This window comes from Solwaraspora sp. WMMB335 (assembly GCF_049179075.1).
Classification (GTDB): Bacteria; Actinomycetota; Actinomycetes; order Mycobacteriales; family Micromonosporaceae; genus Micromonospora_E.
In genome coordinates, this window is sequence record NZ_JBMHMF010000001.1 from 150072 (window position 1) to 174935 (window position 24864).

General features: G+C 72.7%; 22 protein-coding genes. 7 read left to right on the forward strand and 15 right to left on the reverse strand.

Features of this window, described 5'->3' with window-relative positions:
- Positions 1-40 precede the first annotated feature (40 nt).
- The 4 genes from ACN27F_RS00595 to ACN27F_RS00610 form a co-directional block, all read right to left on the reverse strand.
- Positions 41-814, reverse strand: coding sequence for an SDR family NAD(P)-dependent oxidoreductase (locus ACN27F_RS00595; RefSeq protein WP_421430576.1), 774 nt, complete (start codon positions 812-814; stop codon positions 41-43).
- 1 nt (position 815) lies between these two features.
- Complete coding sequence (locus tag ACN27F_RS00600) at positions 816-2771, reverse strand: ABC transporter permease subunit (RefSeq protein ID WP_421430577.1); 1956 nt, start codon at positions 2769-2771, stop codon at positions 816-818.
- A 75-nt stretch (positions 2772-2846) separates the two neighbouring features.
- Positions 2847-4034, reverse strand: a complete 1188-nt coding sequence (locus tag ACN27F_RS00605) for a sugar ABC transporter substrate-binding protein (protein WP_421430578.1) — start codon at positions 4032-4034, stop codon at positions 2847-2849.
- Between the two features lie 158 nt (positions 4035-4192).
- Positions 4193-5692 carry a M81 family metallopeptidase gene (locus tag ACN27F_RS00610; protein WP_421430579.1) on the reverse strand — a complete coding sequence of 500 codons (1500 nt, stop codon included), beginning with the start codon at positions 5690-5692 and terminating at the stop codon, positions 4193-4195.
- A gap of 233 nt (positions 5693-5925) precedes the next feature.
- On the opposite strand from ACN27F_RS00610, the gene ACN27F_RS00615 reads away from it, so the two are divergent.
- The 4 genes from ACN27F_RS00615 to ACN27F_RS00630 all read left to right on the forward strand — a co-directional run bounded on the left by ACN27F_RS00615 (position 5926) and on the right by ACN27F_RS00630 (position 10809).
- Positions 5926-6690 carry an IclR family transcriptional regulator gene (locus tag ACN27F_RS00615; protein ID WP_421430580.1) on the forward strand — a complete coding sequence of 255 codons (765 nt, stop codon included), beginning with the start codon at positions 5926-5928 and terminating at the stop codon, positions 6688-6690.
- Positions 6691-6712: 22 nt separating this feature from the next.
- A complete protein-coding gene (locus tag ACN27F_RS00620) occupies positions 6713-8308 on the forward strand; it encodes an N-acyl-D-amino-acid deacylase family protein (RefSeq protein WP_421430581.1) in 1596 nt (531 codons plus the stop codon).
- The gene (locus ACN27F_RS00625; RefSeq protein ID WP_421430582.1) at positions 8298-9632 is read left to right on the forward strand and encodes an alanine racemase; all 1335 of its coding nucleotides are present in this window, start codon (positions 8298-8300) and stop codon (positions 9630-9632) included. Before ACN27F_RS00620 ends, ACN27F_RS00625 begins: the two co-directional genes overlap by 11 nt.
- Before the next feature lie 79 nt (positions 9633-9711).
- Positions 9712-10809: a Gfo/Idh/MocA family oxidoreductase gene (locus ACN27F_RS00630; protein ID WP_421430583.1), complete on the forward strand. Its 1098-nt coding sequence runs from the start codon at positions 9712-9714 to the stop codon at positions 10807-10809.
- Between the two features lie 63 nt (positions 10810-10872).
- On the opposite strand, the gene ptsP is transcribed toward ACN27F_RS00630, so the two are convergent.
- The 10 genes from ptsP to ACN27F_RS00680 form a co-directional block, all read right to left on the reverse strand.
- Positions 10873-12516 carry a phosphoenolpyruvate--protein phosphotransferase gene (gene ptsP, locus ACN27F_RS00635; protein ID WP_421430584.1) on the reverse strand — a complete coding sequence of 548 codons (1644 nt, stop codon included), beginning with the start codon at positions 12514-12516 and terminating at the stop codon, positions 10873-10875.
- Positions 12509-12835 (reverse strand): HPr family phosphocarrier protein, encoded by a 327-nt coding sequence (locus ACN27F_RS00640; protein WP_421430585.1) that lies wholly within the window; start codon positions 12833-12835, stop codon positions 12509-12511. Before ACN27F_RS00640 ends, ptsP begins: the two co-directional genes overlap by 8 nt.
- 26 nt (positions 12836-12861) lie before the next feature.
- Positions 12862-13902, reverse strand: coding sequence for a zinc-dependent dehydrogenase (locus tag ACN27F_RS00645; protein ID WP_421430586.1), 1041 nt, complete (start codon positions 13900-13902; stop codon positions 12862-12864).
- A complete protein-coding gene (locus ACN27F_RS00650) occupies positions 13899-14366 on the reverse strand; it encodes a PTS sugar transporter subunit IIA (protein ID WP_421430587.1) in 468 nt (155 codons plus the stop codon). Before ACN27F_RS00650 ends, ACN27F_RS00645 begins: the two co-directional genes overlap by 4 nt.
- Positions 14359-14667, reverse strand: coding sequence for a PTS lactose transporter subunit IIB (locus ACN27F_RS00655; protein WP_421430588.1), 309 nt, complete (start codon positions 14665-14667; stop codon positions 14359-14361). Before ACN27F_RS00655 ends, ACN27F_RS00650 begins: the two co-directional genes overlap by 8 nt.
- Positions 14668-14670: 3 nt before the next feature.
- Positions 14671-15840 (reverse strand): mannitol-specific PTS transporter subunit IIC, encoded by a 1170-nt coding sequence (gene mtlA, locus ACN27F_RS00660; protein WP_421430589.1) that lies wholly within the window; start codon positions 15838-15840, stop codon positions 14671-14673.
- A 69-nt stretch (positions 15841-15909) separates the two neighbouring features.
- On the reverse strand, positions 15910-16854 hold the full coding sequence (gene pfkB / locus ACN27F_RS00665; RefSeq protein WP_421430590.1) for a 1-phosphofructokinase: 945 nt from the start codon (positions 16852-16854) through the stop codon (positions 15910-15912).
- Positions 16851-17612, reverse strand: a complete 762-nt coding sequence (locus ACN27F_RS00670; protein WP_421430591.1) for a DeoR/GlpR family DNA-binding transcription regulator — start codon at positions 17610-17612, stop codon at positions 16851-16853. Before ACN27F_RS00670 ends, pfkB begins: the two co-directional genes overlap by 4 nt.
- Positions 17613-17875: 263 nt before the next feature.
- Complete coding sequence (locus ACN27F_RS00675; protein WP_421430592.1) at positions 17876-18526, reverse strand: response regulator; 651 nt, start codon at positions 18524-18526, stop codon at positions 17876-17878.
- A complete protein-coding gene (locus tag ACN27F_RS00680; RefSeq protein ID WP_421430593.1) occupies positions 18526-20886 on the reverse strand; it encodes a histidine kinase in 2361 nt (786 codons plus the stop codon). The genes ACN27F_RS00675 and ACN27F_RS00680 overlap by 1 nt, the downstream gene beginning before the upstream one ends.
- Positions 20887-21046: 160 nt before the next feature.
- Between ACN27F_RS00680 and ACN27F_RS00685 the strand changes: the two genes are divergently transcribed.
- The 3 genes from ACN27F_RS00685 (at position 21047) to ACN27F_RS00695 (ending at position 24014) form a co-directional block, all read left to right on the forward strand.
- Entirely contained in the window at positions 21047-22099 is a 1053-nt protein-coding gene (locus tag ACN27F_RS00685) for a CPBP family intramembrane glutamic endopeptidase (RefSeq protein ID WP_421430594.1), read from the forward strand.
- Entirely contained in the window at positions 22096-23130 is a 1035-nt protein-coding gene (locus ACN27F_RS00690) for a Clp protease N-terminal domain-containing protein (RefSeq protein ID WP_421430595.1), read from the forward strand. The genes ACN27F_RS00685 and ACN27F_RS00690 overlap by 4 nt, the downstream gene beginning before the upstream one ends.
- Before the next feature lie 146 nt (positions 23131-23276).
- Positions 23277-24014, forward strand: a complete 738-nt coding sequence (locus ACN27F_RS00695; RefSeq protein WP_421430596.1) for a sugar transferase — start codon at positions 23277-23279, stop codon at positions 24012-24014.
- On the opposite strand, the gene ACN27F_RS00700 is transcribed toward ACN27F_RS00695, so the two are convergent.
- Positions 23968-24759: an alpha/beta fold hydrolase gene (locus tag ACN27F_RS00700; protein WP_421430597.1), complete on the reverse strand. Its 792-nt coding sequence runs from the start codon at positions 24757-24759 to the stop codon at positions 23968-23970. The genes ACN27F_RS00695 and ACN27F_RS00700 overlap by 47 nt on opposite strands.
- Positions 24760-24864 lie beyond the last annotated feature (105 nt).

The following is a 24864-nucleotide window of genomic DNA, read 5'->3' on the forward strand; positions in this document are numbered from 1 at the left end:
CGAAGGACGGGTCGGGGGCTGTCACGCGGGCGGGGTCAGGTCACCAGATCGTCCATCCGCCGTCGACGACCACGGACTGACCGGTGACGAACGAGGATCCGGGCGCGGCCAGGAACAGCACGGCGGTGCGCAGTTCGCGGTCGCTGCCGAGCCGGCCCATCGGGGTGCCGTCGGACAGCGCGGCGACCACCTCCGGGCGCAGCGCGTCGTCGTTGGCCGGGCTGGGGAACATGCCGGGGCACAGCGCGTTGACGGTCACCCCGCTGGCCGCCACCTGGGCGGCGAGGAACCGGGTCAGCCCGATCAGGCCGTGCTTGCTGGCGAAGTAGGAGGCGATGTCGAGCCCGACGCCGGGGTAGCGGCCCGGGTCGCCGGCGACCAGGCCGTAGATCGACGCCACGTTGATCACCCGGCCCCAGCCGCGCGCCATCATGGCGGGTACGAACCGCTGGCAGAGCCGGAACGGGGCCTCCACGTTGAGGTTCATGATCCAGCGCCAGTCGTCCGGGCGTACCTGCGGCCACGGGTCGCGGTGTGCCAGGCCGGCGTTGTTGACCAGGACGTCGACGTCACCGGCCGCGGCGACCAGGGCGTCCACGTCGGCGTCGGCGGTGACGTCGGCGCGCACCGGGATCACCTCGCCGCGACCGGCGAGGTCGACGGCGGTCCGCTGCAGCGGTTCGCCGCGCCGGCCGCAGATCACCACGGTGGCACCGGCGTCGACGAACGCCTCGGTCAGTTGCCGCCCGAGCCCGTCGCCGCCGCCGGTGACCAGCACCCGTCGTCCGGTCAGGTCGAAGTCGCCCAACGTCATGTCACACCGCTTCCCGGTGCCCGGCCGTACCGGCGGGCACCGACCCGGTGGCGTCGCCGTCCGGCTCGTCCACCGTTTCCAGACCGGCCATCAGGTGCAGCAGCCGGGTATGGGTGATCTGGTCGACCGGACCGTCGAAGACGACCTCGCCGAGGCGCAGCACGACCACCCGGTCGGCGACCGCGAAGACCGTCCGGATGTCGTGGCTGATCAGGATGACCCCGGCGCCGTTCTCCGCCGCCTGGCGGGTGATCCGCAGCACGTTACGGGTCTGGGTGACGCCGAGCGCGGCCGTCGGCTCGTCGAGGATGACCAGCTTGACGTGGTCCTTCATGGCCCGGGCGATGGCCACCGACTGGCGTTGGCCGCCGGAGAGCCGGCCGATCGAGCGGTTCATGTCGGTGAGCGTGATGCCGAGCGAGGCCAGCCGGCTCTTGGTCCGTTCGACGGCTTCCCCGTCGTCGCGGACCGGGAGGATGCCGAACAGTCGCCGGCGTGGCTCGTCGCCGAGGACCAGGTTGTGCGCGACGCCCAGGTTCGGGCAGACCGCCAGGTCCTGGTGGACGGTTTCGATGCCGGCCCGTCGCGCGTCGCTCGGGCCGTGGAAGGCGACCGGCCTGCCCTCCAACGCGATCCGCCCGGAGTCCGGCCGGTACACCCCGGAGACCAGCTTGATCAGCGTCGACTTGCCGGCGCCGTTGTCCCCGACGATGCAGACGACCTCACTGGCGCGGACCGAGAAGGTGCCGTTGCGCAGCGCGAACACCGACCCGAAGCGTCGGGACAGGCCGGCGCAGTCGAGGACGACGTCACCGGGCGCCCGGGTGCGGGTCAGGCCGCTGCCGTACTCCTGTTCGGTCGCCGATCCGCCCGCTGACCCGGCGGCCGACCGGACCGGCTGCCCCGGCCGGTCCGGTCGGCCTGGTGGCCCGCCGGGCGGTGCCGCGCCGGCGGACCGTTCGGTGTCGGTCGCTGGTGCCTCCTGACGCACCGCCCTGGCCCGTCGGTGTGCCGCGTACTGGTCGGCGCCGAGCGCGAGCAGCAGCACCAGTCCCTTGCTGATCTGCTGCCACCAGTCCTCCAGGCCGGCGAAGATCAGCCCGGAGCTGAGGATGCCGATGGTGGCCACCCCGGCGAACACCCCGATCGGGTGCCCGCTGCCGCCGGCGAAGCCGACGCCGCCGAGGATGACCGCGGTGAGCACGTCCAGTTCGAAGCTGAGCCCGATCTGCGGGGTGCCGCTGCCGAGCCGGGCGGTGGTCAGCACCGCCACCACCCCCATCAGCAGGCCGTTGAACACGTAGAGCTTGACCACCAGCCAGTCGACGTTGACCCCGGTCAGCCGGGCGGCCTGCTGGTTGCCGCCGATGGCGTACAACCGCAGACCGGTGCGGCTGTGCAGCAGGAACAGCCCGCCGGCGATGAACAGCACCCCGGCGATGATCACCGGCATCGGTACCTCGTTGATCCTGGCCCGGCCCAGGAAGATGAACCCGTCGGCGAAGCCGAACACCGACCGGCCCTCGCTGACCAGGTAGGCCATCCCCTTGTAGACGGCCATGGTGCCGAGAGTGACGATCAGCGGGGAGATCTTCATGTACTTGACCAGGATCCCGTTGACCAGACCGAGCAGCACGCCGGTGAGCAGGCCGGCCAGCACCGCGACCGCGACGTTGCCCTGGTCGCGGGCGAACTGTGCGGTGACCACCGAGATGAGCGCGTACTGCCCGCCGATGGACAGGTCGACGTTGCCGCTGACGAGCAGGTACATCGCGCCGATCGCCGCGATCGCGATCGCCGAGACGTTCATCAGGATGGTCAGGCCGTTGGAGACCGTGAAGAAGTTGTCGTAGGAGAAGCCGAAGTAGGCGACCAGCACGGCGCAGAGCACGCCGAGTCCGGTGCGCCTGCTCGGCTCGCCGGGGACCAGGTAGCGGCGGTTGGCCGCCGTGGACATGATCGACAACGCGACCCCTCAAGGTGTCGTGGCGCGGTGCCGGCCGGGTGCCGGCGTGCCCGCTCGGGCGGCTACTCAGGCGGCGTAGTTGATGAACTGGTCCCGCTCCTGGTAGCGGATCGAGCCCAACATCGTGAAGTACTTCTCGGCGGCGGTCCACGTCTCGGCCACCGCGGCCATGTCGGCCTGGTACGCGTCGATGGTTTCGGCGGAGTTGAGCTCGATCGCGTTGAACTGCATCACCTGCGGAACCGGCTTGCCCTCCAGCCAGTCGGCGGCGAACTGCCCCCAGGCGTAACCCATCAGCGGGTACGCGAAGGCGAAGCTGGCCTTGTACGCCCCGCCCTCGCGGATCGCGGCCAGCGCCTGCTCGTCACCGTCGATCCCGGACAGGTACATGTCCGGCCGGGCCTTGCCCGCCGCCTCCAGCGCGGCGAGCGCCCCCAGGCAGTACGTGTCCCCGCCGACCACCACGTCGACGTCCGGGTTGGCCTGCAGGATGGTGTTCATCGCGTTGAACCCGCCGTCCTGGGTCAGCGCCTCCGGCTGGACGTCGGCGACGATGTTGACCCCGGCGCCGGCGGTCGCCAGCCCGTCGAGCCCGCCCTGGTGGCGGGCCTTGAGCACCTCGATGGTGTCGGTGTTGAAGTAGACGACGTTGGCCTGGCCGCCGAGCTGCTCGGTGATGTACTTGGCCGCGGCCAGTCCCTGCACGTTGCCCACCTGATACTGGTCGGCCACCACCTGGCTGGTGCTGGGCGGGGTGACCAGGGAGAACACCGCGGCGCCGGCCTCGATGGCCCGTTTCATCACCGGGGCCTGCGCGTTGGCGTCCAGCGGTTGGATGCACAGCGCGCCGATACCGCGCTGCAGGAAGGTCTCGATCTGTTCGATGTTGCGCGCCGAGTCGTCGTTGGCGATCGCGGTGATGAACTCCAGGCCACGGGCGGTCGCCGCGGCCTCGATCGAGCGGGTGATCTGAAGGAAGAACTCGGCGTCGGAGGTGTTGGCCCAGGCGATCCGCTTCGGCAGATCCGGTACCTCGCCCGCCTCGCCGTCGAAGTCGAACGGTTGCAGATCCTGCTTCTCGGTGAGCCCGTCGCCGATCGGCTCGCCCTCGCCGCTGGTGCCGGTTCCGTCGTCGACCGAGCAGGCACCAAGCAGTGGTACGCCGAGGGCGAGCCCCACCGAGGCGGCGGCACCGAGCCGCAACATCCCCCGTCGGTTGAGCTGTCCCCGACCAAACGCAGTGTCGTCAGGCATTGCCACTCCTCTGGGTCGGAGAATCCGCTATGCGGACTCCGATTCTGCTATGCGGACGAAGGTAGGAGCTGGTCCGACGGCCTGTCAATCGTTTGTCGGGCCGGGACATCGGACCGGTACACGCCTGTAACCAGCCACGACGTCGCCGGGGTGGCGATTCAGCCGGCCGGCTGACCCGTGCTGAGCTGACCGGTCACCGACGCCTCCCACGTCGGGTCCTGCTCCAGCGGATAGAGCGGGCGTGGCCGGGTGCGGTAGGTGAGCTGGTCGAGCCCGGCGGGGCAGTAGCCGGGAGTACGGACGTACACCGTCTGTCCGGCATATTGCGCGAAAGCGGCCTTCCACGCGATAGCCCCTTTGGCTACGATCGCCCGCGCGGTCGGTGCCGCCACCTCCACCGCCCGGAGATGGTCGTCGTCGAACGGCACCACCCGGTTCTCGGTCAGCACGATCGAGCCGACCGGGTCCGCGACCACCGCCACCCGACCCATGTCGACCCGCTGGCCCCGCATGTACGAGCCGGTACGCAGGTAGCTGACCGGCCCGTACCGGCGGACCCGCCCGGCCGCCGGGTACGGCGGCCCGAGCAGCGGATCGCTGTGCCCGCCGACGGCCAGCGCCAGGTGCTCGCCGGTGCCGCGGTGGGCCCGGTCCACCGCGGCCGGGTCCCACAGCACCGCCACCGCGCCGCCCACCCGCTGCCCGGCCAGGGCGTGCAGCAGCGCGGTGCCGTCGCCCGGCGACCCGCCGCCGATGTTGTCGGCCACGTCCACCAGTACCGTCGGGGCCGGGCCCCGGGCCGCCGCCGCGACCGCCGCCGCCGGGGCGACCAGCGGCGCGGCGAAGTCCGCGCGCCGCCGCCAGACCAGCCCGGCCAGCTCACGGGCCGCCTCGGCCGCCCGGTCGTCGGCGGCCACGTAGACGGCGAAGCCGAGCCGGTCGCCGTCGGCGTAGGCGAAGCCGGGCAGCGCGCTGGCCGTCCAGACGCCCGGCCGGGCGCACAGTTCGTCGGTGGCGGCGAGGACGGTGCGCATCGGCTCGCCCGCGTCCTCCTGTGCCGGCGGGACGGTGAGCAGCGGAAGCTTGACCAGCTGTCGCTGCGGGCGGCGGCCGGCGCGGGCCATCCGCACCACCATCGCGAGGGCGTCGGCGCCCCGCTCGGCCATGTCGGTGTGCGGGTAACTGCGGTAGCCGACCAGCACGTCGGCCAGGCGGGGCAGGTCCGTCCCGACGTTGGCGTGGTAGTCCAGGCTGACGCCGATCGGCACGTCGCCGACGACGGCCCGCAGGGCCGCGACGACCTCGGCTTCCGGATCGGGATGTCCGTCCACCACCATCGCACCGTGCAGCGACAGGACCAGACCGTCCAGCGCAGGCGCGGCCCTGGCCTGCGCGTTCAGGATGGCCAGCATGGTCTCGAAGGCGCCGCGTTCGACGACCCCGGCCGGTAGCGCGGCACCGAAGTGCAGCCCGACCGGCGTGACCCGGTGCGCGCCGGCCGCCTCGATCGCCCCGCCCAGCTCGGTGCCGGTGCCGCGCAACGCCGCGACCAGCTCGCCGCCGGTGAAGAACTGGTACCGGCGGAAGTGCTCGAGGGTCGTCGGCTCGGGCACGAACGTGTTCGTCTCCTGCCAGATGCCGCCCAGTCCGATCCGCATGACGCTGGCCTTTCGCTCGTCGTCGTGTACGCTTCCCGAAAACTAGTTCCGCGAAGCGGACTAGGCAATGACCCCGGGGGCCGACTGCGGCGACCCGGCCGGCCAGCGGGAAGGAGGCGAGAGTGGCGCTCGTGCGGCCCGGCGCGCGCTTCGTAGGATCCGTGCCCGACACCCATCAACGGGATCCCCGCGACACGCACGCACGGGACCTTCACGAACGGAGCGCGGCACCGGTGACGAACGAACGGCGGTCCGACGAGGTCGGCGTACTGGTCAAGGCGCTGGACATTCTCGACCGGATGGCGACCGACGCCCCCTGCACCGTGGCGCACCTGTGCCAGCACACCGGGGTGACCAAACCCGCCGCGTACCGCATCCTCAAGACCCTCGACCAGCGTGGCTACGTGGTCCGCGACGACGTCCGCCGGGAGTACTCCCTCGGCCCCGCGCTGTACGGCCTCAGCCGGGCGGCCCGCAACTCCACCGACCTGGTCCGGCTGGCCCGGCCCAGCATGCAGGTCCTCAACGACGAGTTCGGCGAAACGGTCAACCTCGGTGTGATCAGCCACGGCCAGGTGGTCTACCTGGACACCATCGAGAGCGCCCAGCGGCTGCGCAGCACGGTGCAGCTCGCCCTGCGCGATCCGGTGCACTGCACCGCGCTCGGCAAGGCGATCCTGTCCGCGCTGCCGATCGTCGAGGCGCGCGAGCAACTCGCCGAGACCGACTGGAGCCGGCTCACCCCCAACACCGTGCGCTCGGTCGAGTCACTGCTGGCCGACCTGGCCCGCTACCGCCGTGACGGCTACGCCCTCGACGACGAGGAGAACGAACTCGGCTCGCGCTGCGTCGCCGCACCCATCCTCGACGGCACCGGCCGGCCGGTCGCCGCGATCAGCATCTCCGCGCCCACCCCGCGGATGACCGACGACACCGTCGCCGCGGTGGGGCGGCGCCTGGTCGAGGTCTGCGCGCACCTCGGCAACGTGCTGACCTGAACCCGCGCGACGAGGGGGGACCGTGGCGGAGAAGTTGTTGCTGCGCAACGCGTCGGTGCTCGACGGCACCGGATGCCCGGCCCGCCCGCTCGACGTGCTGGTCGCCGGTGACCGGATCACCGAGGTGACCCCGCCCGGGGTCCTCGACGCGGCCGGCGACCGGCTCGACATCGACCTGACCGGGCTGGTCCTGGCGCCCGGCTTCATCGACATCCACACCCACTCCGACGTCAGCCTGCTGTCCGCGCCGGCCGGCGAAAGCAAGATCCGGCAGGGTGTCACCACCGAGGTCGTCGGCAACTGCGGTTTCTCGGCGTTTCCGGTGCATCCGGACCGACGGGCCACGCTGACCGATCATCTGGCCCGCCTCGGTGACCCGCCGGTCGACGTGACCTGGGACGATCTCGACGGCTACGCCGCCGCGCTCGCGGCGGCCCGGCCCGGCCCGCACGTCGTGGCACTGGTCGGGCACGGCGCGCTGCGCATCGCCGCGATGGCCGACCCGTACGCCCCGGCCGGCCCCGACGACGTGCGCGCGATGCGCCGGCTGCTCGCCGGGGCCCTCGACGCCGGCGCGTACGGGCTGAGCACCGGGCTCACCCACACCCCGTCGTCGATCGGCGACGCCGCCGAGGTCGAGGCGCTGGTCGAGGTCTGCGCCCGGTACGGCGCGCTGTACGCCACCCACGCCCGGGCCGCCGCCGGGCGGGAACTCGCCGCCGTCGACGAGGCGATCGAGACGGTCCGCCGTACCGGTGGCCGGCTGCAGTTCTCCCACCTCGCGTTGAACGATCCCGCCTGGTGGGGTCGGGCCGACGACGCGCTGGCCCGCTTCGACGCGGCGAACGCCGCCGGCCTGGACGTCGCGTTCGACGTCTACCCGTACGACGCGTCGTCGTCGACCCTGCTGCAGTACCTGCCCGAGTGGGCGCAGCAGGGCGGCAGTCCGGTCATCCGGGCCCGGGCCGGCGACCCCGGCTGGCGCCGTCGCGCCCTGGCCGGCATCCGGGACGGCTTCTTCGGCGGCATCCCCTGGCACTGGGACCGGATCGTGATCACGTCGGCACCGGGACGGGACGACCTGCCCGGACGGTCGCTCGCCGACCTCGCCGCCGAGCAGGCCCGCCCGCCCGAGGAGGTGATGCTCGACCTGTGCGCCGAGATCGGCAGCGCGGTGCAGGTCGTGCTGCACTACCGCACCGAGGCGGACATGACCGCCTTCCTGGCCCACCCGCTGGCGGTGGTCGGTTCCGACGGCAACGCGCTGCCGCTGGCCGGCGCGGACCGCCCGCACCCGCGTGCGTTCGGCACCTTCCCCCGGGTCCTCGGCCGGTACGCCCGGGACCGGGGCACCCTGCCGCTGGCCGAGGCGGTCCGCAAGATGACCAGCGCGCCGGCCGACCGGCTCGACCTGACCGACCGTGGCCGGATCCGGCCCGGCCTGCTGGCCGACCTGGTGGCGTTCGACCCCGGCACGGTCACCGACCGGGCCACCTTCGCCGACCCCCGGCAGGCGCCGGCCGGCATCGCGCTGACCATGGTGGCCGGCCGGGTGGTGCTGCGCGACGGCGTCCCCGGCACCGACCGTCCCGGCACGGTGGTCCGCCATGGCCGGTGACCGGCCCGCCGGCCAGTTCGGCCCGGCCGACTCGCCGGGCGGGCGCGGCGCCGGCCGGTGGGACAAGGGGCTGCCACCCGGTCGTGAGGCGCTCGGGGCGGACCTGTTCGGCGGCGACTTCCCGCTGCCCGTGGCGGTGCTGTCCGCCGAGGCCGTCGACCACAACATCGCGACGATGGCACGCTACTGCGCCGAGCACGGCGCGCTGCTCGCCCCGCACGGCAAGACCAGCATGAGTCCGCAGCTGATCGGCCGCCAGCTGGCGGCCGGCGCCTGGGCGGTCACCGTGGCCACCGCCTGGCAGGCCGGGGTGCTCGCCGGGCACGGGGTGCGCCGGCTGCTGCTGGCCAACCAGGTCGTCGACCCCGGCTCGCTGCGCCTGCTGGACCGGCTCCTGCACACGGTCGACGACCTGGTGCTCTACTGCTACGCCGATTCCGACGCCGCGCTCGACGCGCTGGCCGGTGGCATCGGCCCGGCGGCGCGGCCCCGGCTGCGGGTCCTGGTCGAACTCGGCGTACCGGGCGGGCGTACCGGCCTGCGCGACGACGACGCCGCGCTGGCGCTGGCCCGGCGGGTCGTCGCCGGGGAGCTGCGCTACGGCGGCGTCGCCGCCTTCGAAGGTGTCATCGTCGGCACCGACCTGGCCGACACCCTCGGCCAGGTCGACCGGCTCGCTGACCGGCTCGGCGCGCTGGCGAGCGCGATCCACGCCGCCGGACTCACCGGTTCGTCCGATGGTCCGATCGGCGAGTCCGGCGGCGAGTCCGGCGACGACCCGGTGCCGGTCGGCGCCGGCCCGATCGTCACCGTCGGCGGCAGCGCCTACTTCGACCGGGTGACCGCCCGGCTGCCCGGCGCGCTGGCCGGCACCGGGCACCGGCTGGTGCTGCGCAGCGGCTGCTACCTGACCCACGACGCCGGTACGTACCACCAGCTGTCGCCGTTCGGTGCCCGGCCCCGCGCGGCGTACCGGCTGCGGGAGGCGCTGACCGTGTGGGCGCCGGTGCTGTCCCGGCCCGAACCCGGTCGTGCCCTGGCCGGGCTGGGCCGCCGGGACGCCTCCGCCGACGCCGGCCTGCCGGTGCCCCGACTGGTGCGCGACCGCGCCGGTCGGGTCCGTGCCGCCGACCCCCGGATACGGGTGCCGGCGGTCAACGACCAGCACGCGTTCCTGGACCTGCCGCCGGAGGCGCCGCTCGCCGTCGGCGACCTGGTCGGCTTCGGCATCTCCCATCCGTGTACGACCTTCGACAAGTGGCGGGCCATTCCGATCGTCGACACCGCGAACACCGTCGTCGACGTCGCCCGCACCTACTTCTGATCCCCTCGACCTGCTGATCCCCCCGACTCGCGACATCGGCGCGATTTCTCCACCCTCGACAATCGGAAAGGATCTGAACGTGACGACCAAACATCGGCTGGCGGTCATCGGCTGCGGCGACATGGAAGATGCCCACCAGCAGGTCTTCGACGAGCTCAGCGACCGGGTCGAGGTGGTCGGCACCGCCGATGTCGTACTCGACCGTGCCGAGCACGCCGCGAAGGTGCTCGGCGCCCGCCGCGCGGTCACCGACTACACCGAACTGCTCGACGACGTCGACGCCTGCCTGGTGGTCACCCCGCACGACCTGCACCATGAGATGGGGGTGCGCTGCCTGCGCGCCGGCAAGCACGTGCTGATGGAAAAGCCGATGGCGACCAGCGAGGCCGGCTGTCTGGATCTGATCCACACCGCCGCGCAGCAGGGCGTGACCCTGATGACCGCGTACCCGCTGCGGTTCCATCCGCTGGTGCCGATCGTCCACGAGCTGGTCACCTCGAAGGCGTACGGCGAGGTGTTCCAGCTGTCCATCTACACCGAGCAGCACACCGAGCATCCACCGGGGCACTGGATCCGCTCGGCGGCCCGGCTCGGCGGCGGGCAGTTCTTCAGCCACGGCTGCCACTACGTCGACCTGCTGCTGTGGATGCTCGGCCGGCCGGTACGCGGCACTCACCTCGGCACCCGGCTGGGTACCCCGTGGATGGAGATGGAGGGGACCAGCAACGCCACCATCGAGTTCGCCAGCGGCGCGCTCGGCTACCACTTCGGCACCTGGGGTGCGCGGGCCACCCGGCACGGGTACGCCATCCACGCGCACTGCGAGGGCGGCATGATCGAGGCCGACCTGACCGGCGGAGTGCTCTACCACCACAAGCCGTGGCCCGGGGAGGCACCGCGTGGCGGGCTGTCCGGCCGGCTGTCCCCGGATCCGGCCGACGCCGAGGTGCTGACCCGTGTCGCGGCCGACTCCAAGCACCTCGGCGGGGAGCTGCGGCACTTCGTCGACTGCCTGGACCAGGGCGGCACGCCGCTGACCGACGGCCCGGGCAGCCTGCAGGGGCTACGGGTGATCTGGCGGCTGTACGAGGCGGAACGGCGCGGCGTGCTCGCCGACCTGCGCGGCCTCGGCCTCGACGAGCAGTGGGACCGCGCCGGGCTGGCCGCACTGCCGTGACCACTGCGCCGTGACCACTGCTGTGCCGGGCGACCATCGGATCCCGGCCGTCCGACCGCGACGTCAGCCGGAGAGCTGGCCCGCGACGGCGCGGGCGGCGGCCGCGTCCGGGGCGGCCAGCGCGGCGGCGGCCAGCTGCTGGCACTCGGCCAGGGTGCGGTCGGCCAGCGCGGAGCGGACCGCCGGGATGGCCCGCGCGGACATGGACAGGCTGGTCACCCCGAGACCGGTCAGCACCACGGCGAGTGCCGGGTCGGCCGCCGCCTCGCCGCAGACGCCGACCGGTTTGCCGGCGGCCACCCCGGCCCGGGCACAGCCGCCGATCAGCTCCAGCAGCACCGGCTGCCACGGGTCGAGCAGGTCGGCCAGGTCGCCGCAGAGCCGGTCCGCGGCGAAGGCGTACTGGCTAAGGTCGTTGGTGCCGATGCTGAGGAAGTCGACCTGGCGCAGCAGTACCTCGGCCCGCAGCGCGGCGGCCGGCACCTCCACCATCGCGCCGGCGGTGGGTAAACCCAGCGCCCGGGCCTGCCCGGCGAACTCGGCCGCCTCGGCCGGGGTGGTCACCATCGGTGCCATCACCCACACGTCCGCGCCGGTGGCGCCGGCCGCCTGGGCGATCGCGGCGAGCTGGGTGGCCAGCACCTCCGGGCGGCGTCGCGCGGTGCGCAGGCCGCGCACCCCGAGCGCCGGATTGGGCTCGGCACCGGCGTGCAGGAACGGCAGTGGCTTGTCGGCACCGGCATCCAGCGTACGCAGCACCACCTTGCGTCCCCCGGCGGCGGCGAAGACCTCGGCGTACGTGGTCACCTGCTCGTCCAGACCGGGCGGCTCGGTGCGGTCCAGGTAGAGCAGTTCGGTGCGGAACAGCCCGACGCCTTCGGCGTCGTCGACCAGATCGGCGGCCGAGCCGATGTTGGCGAGCAACGCCACCGGGTGCCCGTCGGCGGTGCGTCCCGGACCGCTGGTCGCCGACAGGCGCTCCCGGCGGCGCCGCTCCCGTCGCCGGGTTTCGGCGACGGTGCCGGCGTCGACACCGATGGTGACGTCACCGCTGGCGCCGTCCAGGGTGACCAGGGTGCCGTCCGGCACGTCGAGGATGCCGGGGCAGCGCACCACCGCCGGCAGGCCCAGCGCCCGGGCCACGATGGTGGTGTGGCTGGTGGGCCCGCCATCGGCGGTGACCAGTGCGAGCACCCGGGCCGGATCCAGGCCGGCGGTGTCGGCGGGAGCGAGGTCGCGGGCGCCGAGGATGAAGGGCTCACCCGGATCCGGTATGCCGGGCATCGGTTCGCCCAGGCACACCGCGACCGCCCGGTCCCGCAGGTCGTCGAGGTCGGCGACCCGCTCGGCCAGGTAGCCGCCGGCGGCGGTGAACGCGGCCCGGTGCTCGGCGAGCGCGGCGTCGATGGCGTGCGGCGCACCCGTACCGGACTTGACCCGCTCGGTGACCGCCTCCCGCAGCACCGGGTCCTCGGCCATCATCACCTGGGCCCGCAGGATCTCCGCCGCCGTCGGGTCGGTGGCCGCCTCGGCCCGACGGGCAAGCTCGGCGGCGACCGAGGTCAACGCTCCCACCGCCCGTTGCGCCTCGGCCGCGGGATCGGCCACCGGCGTCGGCCTGGGCAGCTGCGGCGCGGCCGCGACCCGGTGCACCGGTCCGGCGGCCAGCCCGGCGCTGACCCCGAGGCCGGTCAGCAGCTCAGCCATGGCTGGCGGCAGTCGTCCCGGCGGCACCGTCGGACCCGGCCGGGGCGTCCGGTTCGGCGTCGAGGTCGCGGGCGAGCAGCGCGGCCAGGTCGTCGAGGGCGCTCTCGGCGCCGTCGCCCTCGGCCTCCAGGGTGACCTCGGTGCCTCGCTTGGCGCCGAGCGACAGCACCGAGAGCATGCTGCGGGCGGGCACCGCCGGCCGGCCGGCGGTGCGGATGGTGACCGGGACCGCCGCGGTGGCGGCGGCGGCGACGAACAACGCGGCCGGTCGGGCGTGCAGGCCGCTGGCGGAACCGACGGTGACGGTACGGGTGGGCATGGTTCGCCTCCTTGTCCCTGGTGGGGTCAGGGCTCGATGGTGACTTTGATGGCTTCGCCACGGGCGACCACGTCGAAGGCGTCGAGTGCCTGGTCGAGCGGCAGCCGGTGGGTGATCAGGTCGGCGACCGGCACCGCGCCGCTGGCGATCAGGGCGAGCGCCTCGGCGTTGTGCGTTGGGCTCGAGCCGTTCGCGCCGACGATGGTCAGCTCGCGGTAGTGCACCAGGTTGGAATCGCAGGCGATGATCGGCTTGTCCTTGGGAAGCCCGCCGAAGAAGCTGATCCGGCCCTGCCGGGCGGCCATCTGCAGGGCCTGTTCCTGGGCGACGCCGGCGGCGGTGGCGGTGATCACCACGTCCGCGCCGCGTCCGTCGGTCAGCTTCTTGATCTCGTCTATCACGTCGGTCTTGGCACCGCAGACGGTGGCGTCGGGGTGCACCAGCCCGGCGGCGAGGTCGAGACGTTCCTGATTGACGTCGACCAGGAACACCCGGGCGGCACCGCGCGAGCGGGCCAGTCGTACGTGCAGGCAGCCGATCGGTCCGGAGCCCATGATGACCACGTCGTCACCGGTGCCGACGCGGGCGAGGTTCTGACCGTTGAGCACGCAGGCGAGCGGCTCGGCGACCGAGGCCTCGGCGTAGCTGATCTGCTCCGGGATGCGGTTGAGCCCGTCGACGGCCAGCACCTTGGCCGGCACTACCATGTGTTCGGCGAACCCACCGTCGTAGTGGTAGCCCATCGACTCCTGGTTGGGGCAGACCGTCATCCGGCCCCGCCGGCACTCGCCGCAGGTCCCGCACGGGATCGCGGCGATCACCTGGACCCGGTCGCCGGGTTGCCAGCCGTCCACCCCGACGCCGACGGCTGCCACCTCGCCGGCGATCTCGTGGCCCATCACCCGGGGTGGGGCGATGTGGTGGTGTCCGAAGTTGCGGATCTTGACGTCGGTGCCGCAGGTGGAGCAGGCCCGGACGCGGATCAACACGTCGCCGGGACCGGGCTGCGGCTGCGGCGCCTCCTCGATCCGTACGTCGCCGGGGGAGTGGAACCGGACGACCTTCATGTGGAGCTCTCCTCTCGCACGGGCGCCAGCAGCCGGAGTACGTCGTCGATCTCGCCGGCCTCGCGTAGCGCGCGGGCCTGGTCGGGGTCGAGCAGGATCTGGGCGAGGGCGGCGAGCAGTTCGACGTGGCCGTCGCCGCGGGCGGCGATGGCCACGCAGACGGTCACCGGCATGCCGTCCCAGTCGACCCCGTCGGGGAAGCGCAGCACGGCGAGTGCGTCCCGGCGTACCGCCTCCTTGCTGGCCAGGGTGCCGTGCGGGATGGCGACACCCTCGCCGACGTAGGTGGAGACGGACTGCTCGCGTTGCAGCATCGCGGCGACGTACTCGTCGGTCACCGCACCGATCTCCACCAGTACCTCGCCGCAGCGACGGATCGCCGCGCTCCGGTCGCCGGCGGACTCGTCGAGCCGGACGGCCCGGCGCTCGAGCAGAGCGCCGGGCTCCAGCGGCTGGTCAGCCATTGAGCTGGCCGCCGGTCTGCACGGTCGAGACCAGCCGGGCGACCGCCGGGTCGCCGATGAAGATCTGCACCGGGACGATCACCTTGCCCGGGGCGCTGCTGCGCGCCCGGTCGGCGAGTCCCTGGTGACAGACGATCACGTCGGCGTCGGCGGGGATCGAGTTGACCGGGGTGTGCTCGACCGTGACCTGCTGCTTCTTCAGCTGTTTGCGCAACTGGCTGGCGAGCATGACGCTGCTGCCCATGCCGGCGTCGCAGGCGACGACGACCTTGCGAATGTCCTGGGCGTTGATGGTGGCCATGGATCATGCCTCCGTAGCGGCGGGACGGGTGGAGTGGACGGCGTGGGTGCCGGCCGGGGCGGTGGTGGCGGTCGCCTCCACGGTGGCGGCCTGCGGCCCGGTGCCCTCGTCGACCGGTTCCTCGCCTTCACCGCGGCCGAAGCCGAGCAGCACGGACGCGACGGCGAAGGTCACCGCGGCGGAGATGACCACCCCCAGCAGGACGGCGAACCAGCCACCGCGGGGGGTGACTGCCAGGTAGGCGAAGATGCTGCCGGGCGACGGGGTGGCGACCAGTCCGGCACCGGTGATCATGAAGGTCAGCACGCCGGAGGCACCGCCTACGATCATCGCGATGATCAGCCGCGGCTTCATCAGCACGTACGGGAAGTAGATCTCGTGGATGCCGCCGAGGAAGTGGATGATGATCGCCGCCGGGGTGCTGGCCCGCAGCAGGCGGGGGCCGAAGAGCAGGAACGCGGTCAGCAGGCCGAGGCCCGGGCCGGGGTTCGACTCGATCATGAACAGGATCGACTTGCCGTCGGTGGCCGCCTCGGCGACGCCGAGCGGGCCGAACACGCCGTGGTTGATGGCGTTGTTGAGGAACAGCACCTTGGCCGGTTCGACCAGGATCGACACGAACGGCAGCAGGCTGTGGGTGACCATCCAGTCCACCGCGGAGCCGGCCGCGTCGGTGACGGTGCGGACCACCGGGCCGATCACCCAGACACCGACCAGCGCCATACCGCCACCGATGATGCCGGCCGAGAAGTTGTTGATCAGCATCTCGAAGCCGGCCGGGACCTTCTCCTCGATCAGGTCGTCGAAGAGCTTGAGCAGGTACGCGGTGAGCGGACCGATGATCATCGCGCCGAGGAACATCGGTACGTCGGCCCCGACGATGATGCCGACGGTGGCGACCGCGCCGACCACCGCACCGCGCTGGCCGTGGACGAGACGACCGCCGGTGTAGCCGATCAGGACCGGCAACAGGCTGAAGATGATCGGGTCGACCAGCTGGGCCATGGTCTCGTTGGGTATCCAGCCGGTCGGGATGAACAGGGCGGTGATGAGACCCCAGGCGATGAAGGCGCCGATGTTGGGCATCACCATGCCGGCGAGGTATCCGCCGATCCGCTGGATGGAGGCCTTGACCCCGGTGCCTTGCACCGGTGGTGTGTAGTCGGTGGCCATGGTCTGCTGCTCCTTCTATGTGCGGGGGTAGGGGTAGATGATCGGCACTGGGCCATCGAGGTGACGGGTCTATTTCTGATTGACGAGTTGCTGCAGGTCGTCGGGACGGGGATGCAGGCGTACCGCTTGCCGGCGCAGGTCGCCGGGCCCTGGCATCCTGCTTCCGGGCAGACTGACCGCCGCCGCTCCCCAGGCGAGTCCCTCGGCCAGCGCAGCGGGCCCGTGGGCGCCGGCGGCCAGGAATCCGGCCAGCAACGCGTCGCCGGCGCCGACCGTGCTGCGCGGCTGTGGCACCGGGGAGTCGCCGGTGTGCACGCCAGCGGTGTCCACCAGGACGGCTCCGTCCGCCCCGAGGCTGGCCAGCACTGTGTCGGCTCCCCAGGCGAGGACCTGTTGGGCGGCGGCCACGACCTCGTCGAGAGTGCCCAGCCGGCGTCCGACGACCTCGCCCAGCTCCTCCCGGTTCGGCTTGACCAACGCGGCGCCGGCCTCGGCCGCGGCGCGCAGCGGCGGCCCACTGGTGTCCACGGCGAGCCGCAATCCGGCGTCGACCAGGCGGCGGCACAGCCGGGCGAAGGCGTCGACGGCGAGCCCCGGCGGCAGGCTGCCGCACAGCACCACCCAGTCGGCCGAACCGGCGGTGTCGAGCAGCCGGGCGGTGACGGCCTCGAATTCGACCACGCTCAGGCTCGGCCCCGGTTCGTTGACCTTGGTGACGGTCCCGTCCGGCTCGGCGAGGGTGATGTTGGACCGGGTACGGCCCGCGATCGGTACGGTGATCACGTCGACGCCCTCGTCGGCCAGCAGCCGGACCAGCTGACCGCCCTCGTCACCGCCGCAGGGCAGCACCGCGACCGACGGGACGCCGTTGGCGAGCAGCGCCCGGGACACGTTGACGCCCTTGCCGCCCGGGTCCAGGTGCGCGCTGGTGGCCCGGATGACCTCACCGCGTACCAGTTCGTCGACCTCCACGGCCCGGTCGAGGCTCGGGTTGAGGGTGAGGGTGAGGATCATGCCCGCACCACCCGGGGTCCGGCCGTCTCCACCTCGGCGACCAGGTCGGCGTTCAGCCCGATATCGGTGATCAACAGATCGATGTCGGCGAGTCGGCCGAACCGGGCAAAATAGTCATTGCCGATCTTGGTGTGGTCGGCGAGCACGATCGATCGGCGGGCGGCGCCGATCATCGCCCGCTTGACCGCCGCTTCGGCCGGGTCCGGAGTGGTCAGGCCCCGTTCCACCGAGCAGCCGTTGGTGCCGAGGAAGGCCACGTCGACGTAGATGTCGGCGAGCGGGCGCAGCGCCCAGTCGTCGACCGTGGCGATGGTCCGACCGCGGACCCGGCCGCCGAGCAGCAGGACGTTCAGATTGCTGCGCACGCCGAGAGTGGTCGCCAGGACCGGGGAGTTGACCACCACGGTGAGCTCCCGGTCGCTCGGCAGTATCCCGGCCAGCCGGGCGGTCGTGGTGCCGGCGTCGAGGATGATCGCGCCCTCCTCCGGCAGCTCCGCCAGGGCGGCCTTGGCGATGCGCTCCTTCTCGGTGATCAGCACCGCGTCGCGGGTGGCCAGGGCCGGTTCGAAGCCGATCCGCTCGACCGGGATGGCGCCGCCGTGCACCCGACGCAGCACGCCGGCGCGCTCCAGCGTGGTGAGGTCCCGCCGGATGGTTTCGGCGGTGACGTTCAGCGTCTCGGCCAGCGCTGTCACGTCGACCCGTCCGTCAGCGCGGGCGAGCCGGACGATCTCCTGCTGCCGTTCCTCGGCGTACATGTGGTTTCACCACCGTTTCGTTTTGCTTCAGGTTTGTTTACGCCCGAGTCTGTGGGGATGTCAAGAGCCTGGCTCGACGAGATTTTGATCTTGGACACCTGGTTGAGCAGCGCATCCCGCTGCCGACCCGATGACCGGTGGACCGCGGCGGCCCTGGACGTGCCGGTGACAACCGGGCATGGCTACCGGCGTGGTGGCGGCACCGGGCGGCGCTGCGGACCGGACGCCGGCAGGGCGATCGATCGACGGGCGGCCGAGGACGGTCAGCGCTGCGGGCTGACCAGTCCGGCGTCGTACGCGACGATGGTCGCCTGCACCCGGTCCCGCGCCCCCAGCTTGGCCAGCAACGCGTTCACGTGCGACTTGACCGTGCCGACACCGACGCCCAGCGAGGTGCCGATCTCGGCGTTGGACAGCCCGCTGGCGATCAGCCGCAGCACGTCTCGTTCCCGTGGCGTCAGGCCAGACAGCTCCGCCCGCCGTTGCGGTGCCGGCGCGGCACCGTCGGTGCCGGCCACGAACGCCTCGATGAGCCGCCCGGTCACCGCTGGGGCGAGCAGGGCCTCGCCAGCGGCGATCACCCGGATCGCGGTGAGCAGTTGGGCTGGCTCGGCGTCCTTGAGCAGGAAACCCGAGGCCCCGGCGCGCAACGCCGCGTAGACGTACGCATCAAGATCGAAGGTGGTCAGCACGAGTACCTTCGGTCCCGGCTGGGCGGTCAGCAACCGGGTGGCGGTCAACCCGTCCACACCGGGCATGCGGATGTCCATCACCACGACATCGGGCGACAACTGCCCGGCGGTGGCTACCGCCACAGCACCGTCGGGCGCGGTGCCGACCACGGTCAGGTCCGGCTCGGCGTCGATGATGGCGGCGAACCCGGCCGCGACCACCGGCTGGTCGTCCACGACCATCACCCGGATCGCGATGACGTCACCTCCCGGGCGACCGGTGACGGCGGCTGCGGCAGCCAGATCTGCACCGTGCCACCAGCCTGCGCGGTGAACTCGCCGCCGAGAGCGACGGTGCGGGCCCGCAGCACCGCCGCCGGTGTCCCCCGTACGGCCGACGGCACCCCGCGTACTTGCAGATAGACACCGGCGCCCGGCGGCGCGGCCAGCCGGACCCAGGCCGGGCCGGTGTCGCCGGCCGCCAGCGCGGTCTCCACCAGGCGGTACGCCGACACGTCCAGCGCCGCCGGCAGGCCGACCGGCTCGGTCGGCAGGTCCGTGGCGACGGGCCGGCCAGCCGCCCGGTACGCGGCGCAGAGTGCGGCCAGCGCCGCCACGGTGGGCACGGGCAGGTGCTCGGCGTCGGTCTCGCCACGCAGATCGACCAGCAGGTCCCGCATCGCGGCCAGGGCCTGCCGCGCCGTGGCGGCCACCAGCGCCAGGTGCTCGGCCGGGTCGCCGTCGTCGCGACGGTCGGCCACCAGGGCCACCTCGCCCGCCAGCGGCAGCACCGCCTCGCTCAGCCTGGTCGCGATCTGCCGGCGTGCCGCGTAGGCGATGCTCTCGGCCGCCACGGTGGCCGAGAGCACAGCGCTGCGCTCGCCCCGTAGCACCCGGCCACGACGGCGCCGCAGCACCGTTCCGACCACCCAGACGGCGGCGAGCAGCATCCCGGCGGGCACCGCGAACACGACCGCGACGAGCCCGATGGCCAACAGATGCGCAGCTCTCGGCGCTGGTGTGGCAGCCGGCGCGCCGACGGCCGGATCGGCGGCGAACCCGACGGCCGCCGAAACGCCGATCGCCAGCGCCGCGGCCGGCACCGCCAGCCAACTGGTCCGCGTCGACGTCCGGCTGGCCACCGTGTATACCGCGACGACCTCCGCCAGATGACCCAGCAGCATCACCGCCAGCAGTTCGGTCGGCAACAGCTCGGTGTGCAGCGCGACGGGCCAGAGCAGGCAGCCGGCGCCGGTCGCCGCGAGCGTCCACCATGGTGCCCGACGTCGCCACAACAGTGGCGACGCGTGCACCATCGCCAGTACCGCCAGCACGGCCGCCGCTGGTGGGTCGACCTCGGCCGCCCGACGGGTCTGCGTGTCCAGGACTGCCGCGGCCACCGGAATCGTCGTCGCGAGCAAAGCCACCGTCACGTCGGCCAGCTCTGCCCGGTACCCGGTGGTACGGCGGTCGGCACCCGGTCCGGCCGGCGCCGGTAACGTCAGACACACCTGCCACCCCCCGGCGGGGGTGGCACCGGCGTCGAGCTCGCCGCCACAGGACCGCGCCCGGGCCCGGATTCCGGCCAGCCCGCCGCCCGAACCGGTCACCGCGTCGTCCGACTCGCCGCGGCCCGGGTCGTTCACCACCGTGACCACGAGGTGGCCGCCCTGCACGGCGGTGCCGACCCGGGCCGCGGCACCGGGGGCGTAGCGGACCGCGTTGGTCAGTGCCTCACGTACACACGCGAACACCAGGTCGCCGGCGACGTCGGTGGCCGGTCCGGCGGCGGTCAACGTCACCGGCGTGCCGAGTCGACGGAACCCGTCCACGAGCTCGGTCAACCGACTGCCGAGCGCCGCCTCCACCGGATCGCCGTGCCGCAGCACCCCGACCAGCTGGCGCAGGGTGCCGGAGGTCTGACGAGCCGCGTCGGCGGCGAATCGCAACGCCTCGTCGACCAGTTCCGGTCGCTGGCACGCCAGCCGTCGCGCGGCGTTCACGGTGACCACGATCCCGGTGAGATGGTGGGCCGAGACGTCGTGCAGTTCGCAGGCGAGCCGATGCCGCTCCCGCGCCGCCGCCTGCTCGCGCGCGGCCCGGGCCGCCGCCAGGTGCCCGGCCGCCCGCCGCCGGCCGGTCCGCCACCGCTGACGGCCCCGGCCGAGCCCGACCGCCAGCAGGAACGTGAGCACGTCGACGAGTACCCCACCCAATGTCTCACCGGTCAACCCGTGACCGAGTACCGTGGTGCCGGCGCTGCCGATCGTGACGAACACCGTCACGGTCACCGCGCCGCCGAGCCGCCGGTGCGCACCGACCGAGTAGAGCGCGATCAGTTCCGCGAAGCTCAGCACCGTGAGCGCGCCGGTCGGTACGAGCGCCATCGCGCACCGCAGCGCGGTCACCGCCACCGCGGTCGACCGATACGGGTGCGGCCGGCGCCACAGCAGCGCGGCCGAGACCACCACGGTCGCCGTGCCGCTGACGGCGACCGCCACCGCCGGCGGCCGGTCGCCGGCGAGCAGCGTCATCCCGGGCCACGTCGCGAACTGGCCGAACGCCAGCAGCACGGGCAGCGGCCAGTCACGCCATTCGAACATCAGTCACGCCATCCGAACATGTCGAAGCAGACTCTAGAGCCCAGCGCCGTGTCCGGGCACATCAGCTGCCGGGGAGGAGCCGACCCCTATCCATGGTTATAGGTCGGGTTCGTGCCCCGGGCCGATGCCACCGCGGCTGGCCACCGGCACGCTCGATGCCATGACCCCGCCTTCTGACCCGGTGACCGCGCCACCCGCGTCCGCCCGGCCGCCGATCACCGACGCCGGTACGCCGTACCACCGGTTGGCCCGCACCAGCGCGCACCGTTGGTGGCGCCCACCGGTCGGCACCGTCACGGTGCTCGTCCTGCTCCTGCTGGCGCAGTTCTGCCTGACCGGGTTGTTCCTGGCCGGCGCGTTCGTCGCCGGACGGCCCACGGGCGACACCGGGGTTCCGGTGCTGCCCGAATCCGCCGATGTCGCCCTGGTGCTGCTGGCCATCGGGTCCGGCCTGCCGGCGGTGTTGGTGACCACCCGACTGGTGCAGCGCCGCCGGCCTGGCACGGTGTCGTCGGTCGCCGGCCGGCTGCGCTGGTCCTGGCTCGGCCGATGCCTGCTGCTGGCCGCACCGGCGGTCGCGATGCTCCTGGTCGGCGGCTACGGGCTGATCAGCCTCACCACCGCCGACGCCGATGCCGGCGGTGGACCCGCCGGCGGCCCGAGCTGGGTCGGTCTGGCCCCGTTCCTGGGCAGCGCCCTGCTGCTGACGGTCCTGGTGCCGATCCAGGCCGCGGCCGAGGAGTACCTGTTCCGCGGCTGGCTGGTGCAGGCTCTCGGGGCGTACCTGCGTAGTCCCTGGTTGATCGTGGCCGTCCAAGCGGTGCCGTTCGCCGCGACACACGGTTGGGGAACCACCTGGGGTTTCGTCGACCTGCTGGTGTTCGCGCTGGTGACCGGCTGGCTGACGATACGTACCGGTGGCCTGGAGGCCGCGATCGCGCTGCACGTGACCAACAACCTCGCCGGGATGCTGCTGGCGGCGGCCGTCGGCCAACTCGACCTGAACGACACGGCGGCCGACGCGCCCTGGCAGTTCCTCGCTGTCGACGTCGCGGTCCTCATCGGGTACGCGGCTCTGGTGTCCTGGCTGGCCGGGCGCGGACGGGTGCGGCGGGTTGCCGATACCGGTACCCGACCAGCCGACCTGCCGCCCTCGCCAGGGCACCGCGACCGGCACACCGCCGAGACGGTGCTTCCGGCAGCCGCCCGATGACCGCCGTGGCCGCTCAGCGGCGCACCGCGGGAGTGCTGGCGGCCGCGTACGGCCTCAGCGGCGCGGGCCGGCCGATCGGCACCGAGCACCTGCTCAGCGCGCTGACGCTGCGGGCGGGCGGCCCGGTCGCAGCGGCGCTGGACCGGGTGGATCTCACCCCGACGGTTGCGTTCGCCGTGCTCCGGGACCGCGCGGACGACTGGCACAGCGACGACGGAGGCCGGCATGTCGGGTCGGCCGGGCCGACGCCGCTGGCAGCGGGCGTGCCGGCCGGCCGGCACGGGCAGCGTCCTGGCACTGCGGCGGCCTGCCGGGCGTTCGCCGTCGCCGCGTCCGTCGCCGCCGACACCGGTAGCCGGGTCGTCAGCCCCGGTGACGTGCTGCACGGGCTGCTCGCCGATACCACCAACCGGGCGACCGAACTGCTCGCCTGGTGCGCCGTCGACCCGGCCCGGCTGGCCAATGCGTCGGGTGGTGCCGCACCGAGGGAACGTGTGGCCCGGGTCGGTGTGGAGCTGCACGCCACCCGCGACGCGCTGCTGGGCCGCCGCCGTTGTCCGGCCGAATCGCCGGCCGACCGGCTGTCCGGCTGGCTGCTGCACCGTATGCGGGTCAACCTCGCCCGGCAGCCGGTCTACTGGTTGCGCCGGGACGCGGTCGACCAGGCACGCCGGTCCGGGTTCCGCCACCCACGTAGCGAACATCTGCTGCTCGCCCTGCTGGCCACGCACGAGGTGGCCACCGCCTATCCGGAGCTGAGCGCCCGGTACGCACACCGTTACGACGGCGGACGGCGGCTGGCGGATGCCGGGTTGCGTTACCGCGACGTCCTGGCCGTGGCCCATGCCCACCGCGAACAGTTGGGCATGGACGCCGCGCCGGTCGCCGCGTTCCTGCCGGCCGCGGGCCGGGGCGAGCCCGCCGGAACCGGCGAGGTGCTGCGGGCGCTGCTCGCCACCGGCGGGAACCGGGCCGTGCGCCTGCTCGACCTGTTGGGACCGCACCGTGATACCGGGCAACCGGCCTGGTGAGCCGCGGCGGATGCCGCGACCTCCCGCCCGGATCGGTCTACCGGATCCGATCGCCGATGGTAGTTTTTGTCTGAATTGCTTATTTAGTAGAGATATGTCAAATAACAATGTCGTATGACTGTGCAGAGTTCACCGGGGAGAACTTGATGGAGCCGGGGTCCGATCCACCGGCGGTCGGCGGTCGCCCGGCGACTGATCCGGCGCGGCCGCCGGCCGCCGTGCGTCGTTCCGCCGTACGTCGCTACGACGCGGTGAAGCGAGTGCTCGACCTCACCGGTGCGGCGGTCGGACTGCTCGTCGCCGCACCGGTGCTGGCGTCGGTCGCCCTGCTGGTGTTGATCGCGTTGGGCCGGCCGGTGCTGTTTCGGCAGGTCCGGCCGGGTCGCGACGGCGAACTGTTTGAAATGATCAAGTTCCGTACGATGCTGCCGGTCGATCCGGGCCGGCACCTGGTCACCGACGCCGAGCGGATGACCCGGGTCGGGCGGTGGCTGCGGGCCACCAGCCTGGACGAGTTGCCGGAGCTGTTCAACGTGCTGCGCGGGCAGATGAGCCTGGTCGGCCCACGTCCGTACCTGGTCAAGTACCTCGATCTCTACACGCCCTGGCAGTCCCGTCGGCACGAGGTGCGGCCCGGTATCACCGGGTTGGCCCAGGTCCGTGGCCGCAACGACCTGTCCTGGGAGGACAAGCTTGCCTACGACGTCGCCTACGTCGACAACCGCAGCCTGCGACTCGACCTGCGGATCCTGACCGAAACGGTGCGCGCCGTGCTGCGCCGCGACGGCATCACGGTGCCCGGCACGGTCAGCGCCGCCGAGTTCACCGGCGCGCCGGTCACCATCCGGGCGGACCCCACAGCCGTAGGTAGCGATCGATCATAGTGTTGGTCTGTCGGGGGACTTCGAACTGGAAGAAGTGCCCGGAACCGACGACCTGTCCGGTGACCGCCTCGGGCACCAACTCCCGTAGCCGGCCGTAGTCGGCGTACGGTGCCGGACCGCCGATGTACAGCAACCGCCGGCCCCACCCGGTCAGCGCCGCGTCACCACCGGCCTCGACGAAGCCGGCCAGCCCGTCCAGCGTGGCCGCGGCGACCTCGTCACTGGGGCGCAGCATCTGTTCGATCGCCCAGTCCACCAACCGCGGATCGGATTCCGGGACGAAGAACGACCGGATGATGTCGATCCGTGCCTGTCGGGGGTCGTCCCCACGGATGGACTCGGCCAGGGCGGCTACCTGCTCCGCCGTGCCCGGCGGCACCGCGACGGAGGAGTCCAGCAGGATCAACGAGCCGATCCGGTCCGGCACCTGGGTGGCCGCGGCCAGCGACCACACCCCGCCCATGCTGTGCCCGATCAGCACGACGTCGGTCATGTCCAGCTCGATCATCAGGTCACGCAGGTCTGTGCCGAGTTCGGGCACCGTGAAGCCGCGCTCGCCGGCCGGGCTCCTGCCGTGCCCCCGCATGTCGACCGAGACGATCCGTCGACGCCAACTGGCCAGGTGCGCGGCAATCGGCTTCATGAACCGGTGGTTGCAGCACCAACCGTGTACGAGAAGTACGTCTTGACGGCCCCGTCCGGTCTGCCAGTAGCGCATCCCGGCGGCCATTCGCTCGTCACCCATCTGGATCGGCCTCCTTGGTCTCGGTGCTACGCCGCGCCCCGATACGGCCTGTAACCTATTGTGCCTCATCTGATTACAGTCGGCATCGCTGCGGCTACCGATCGT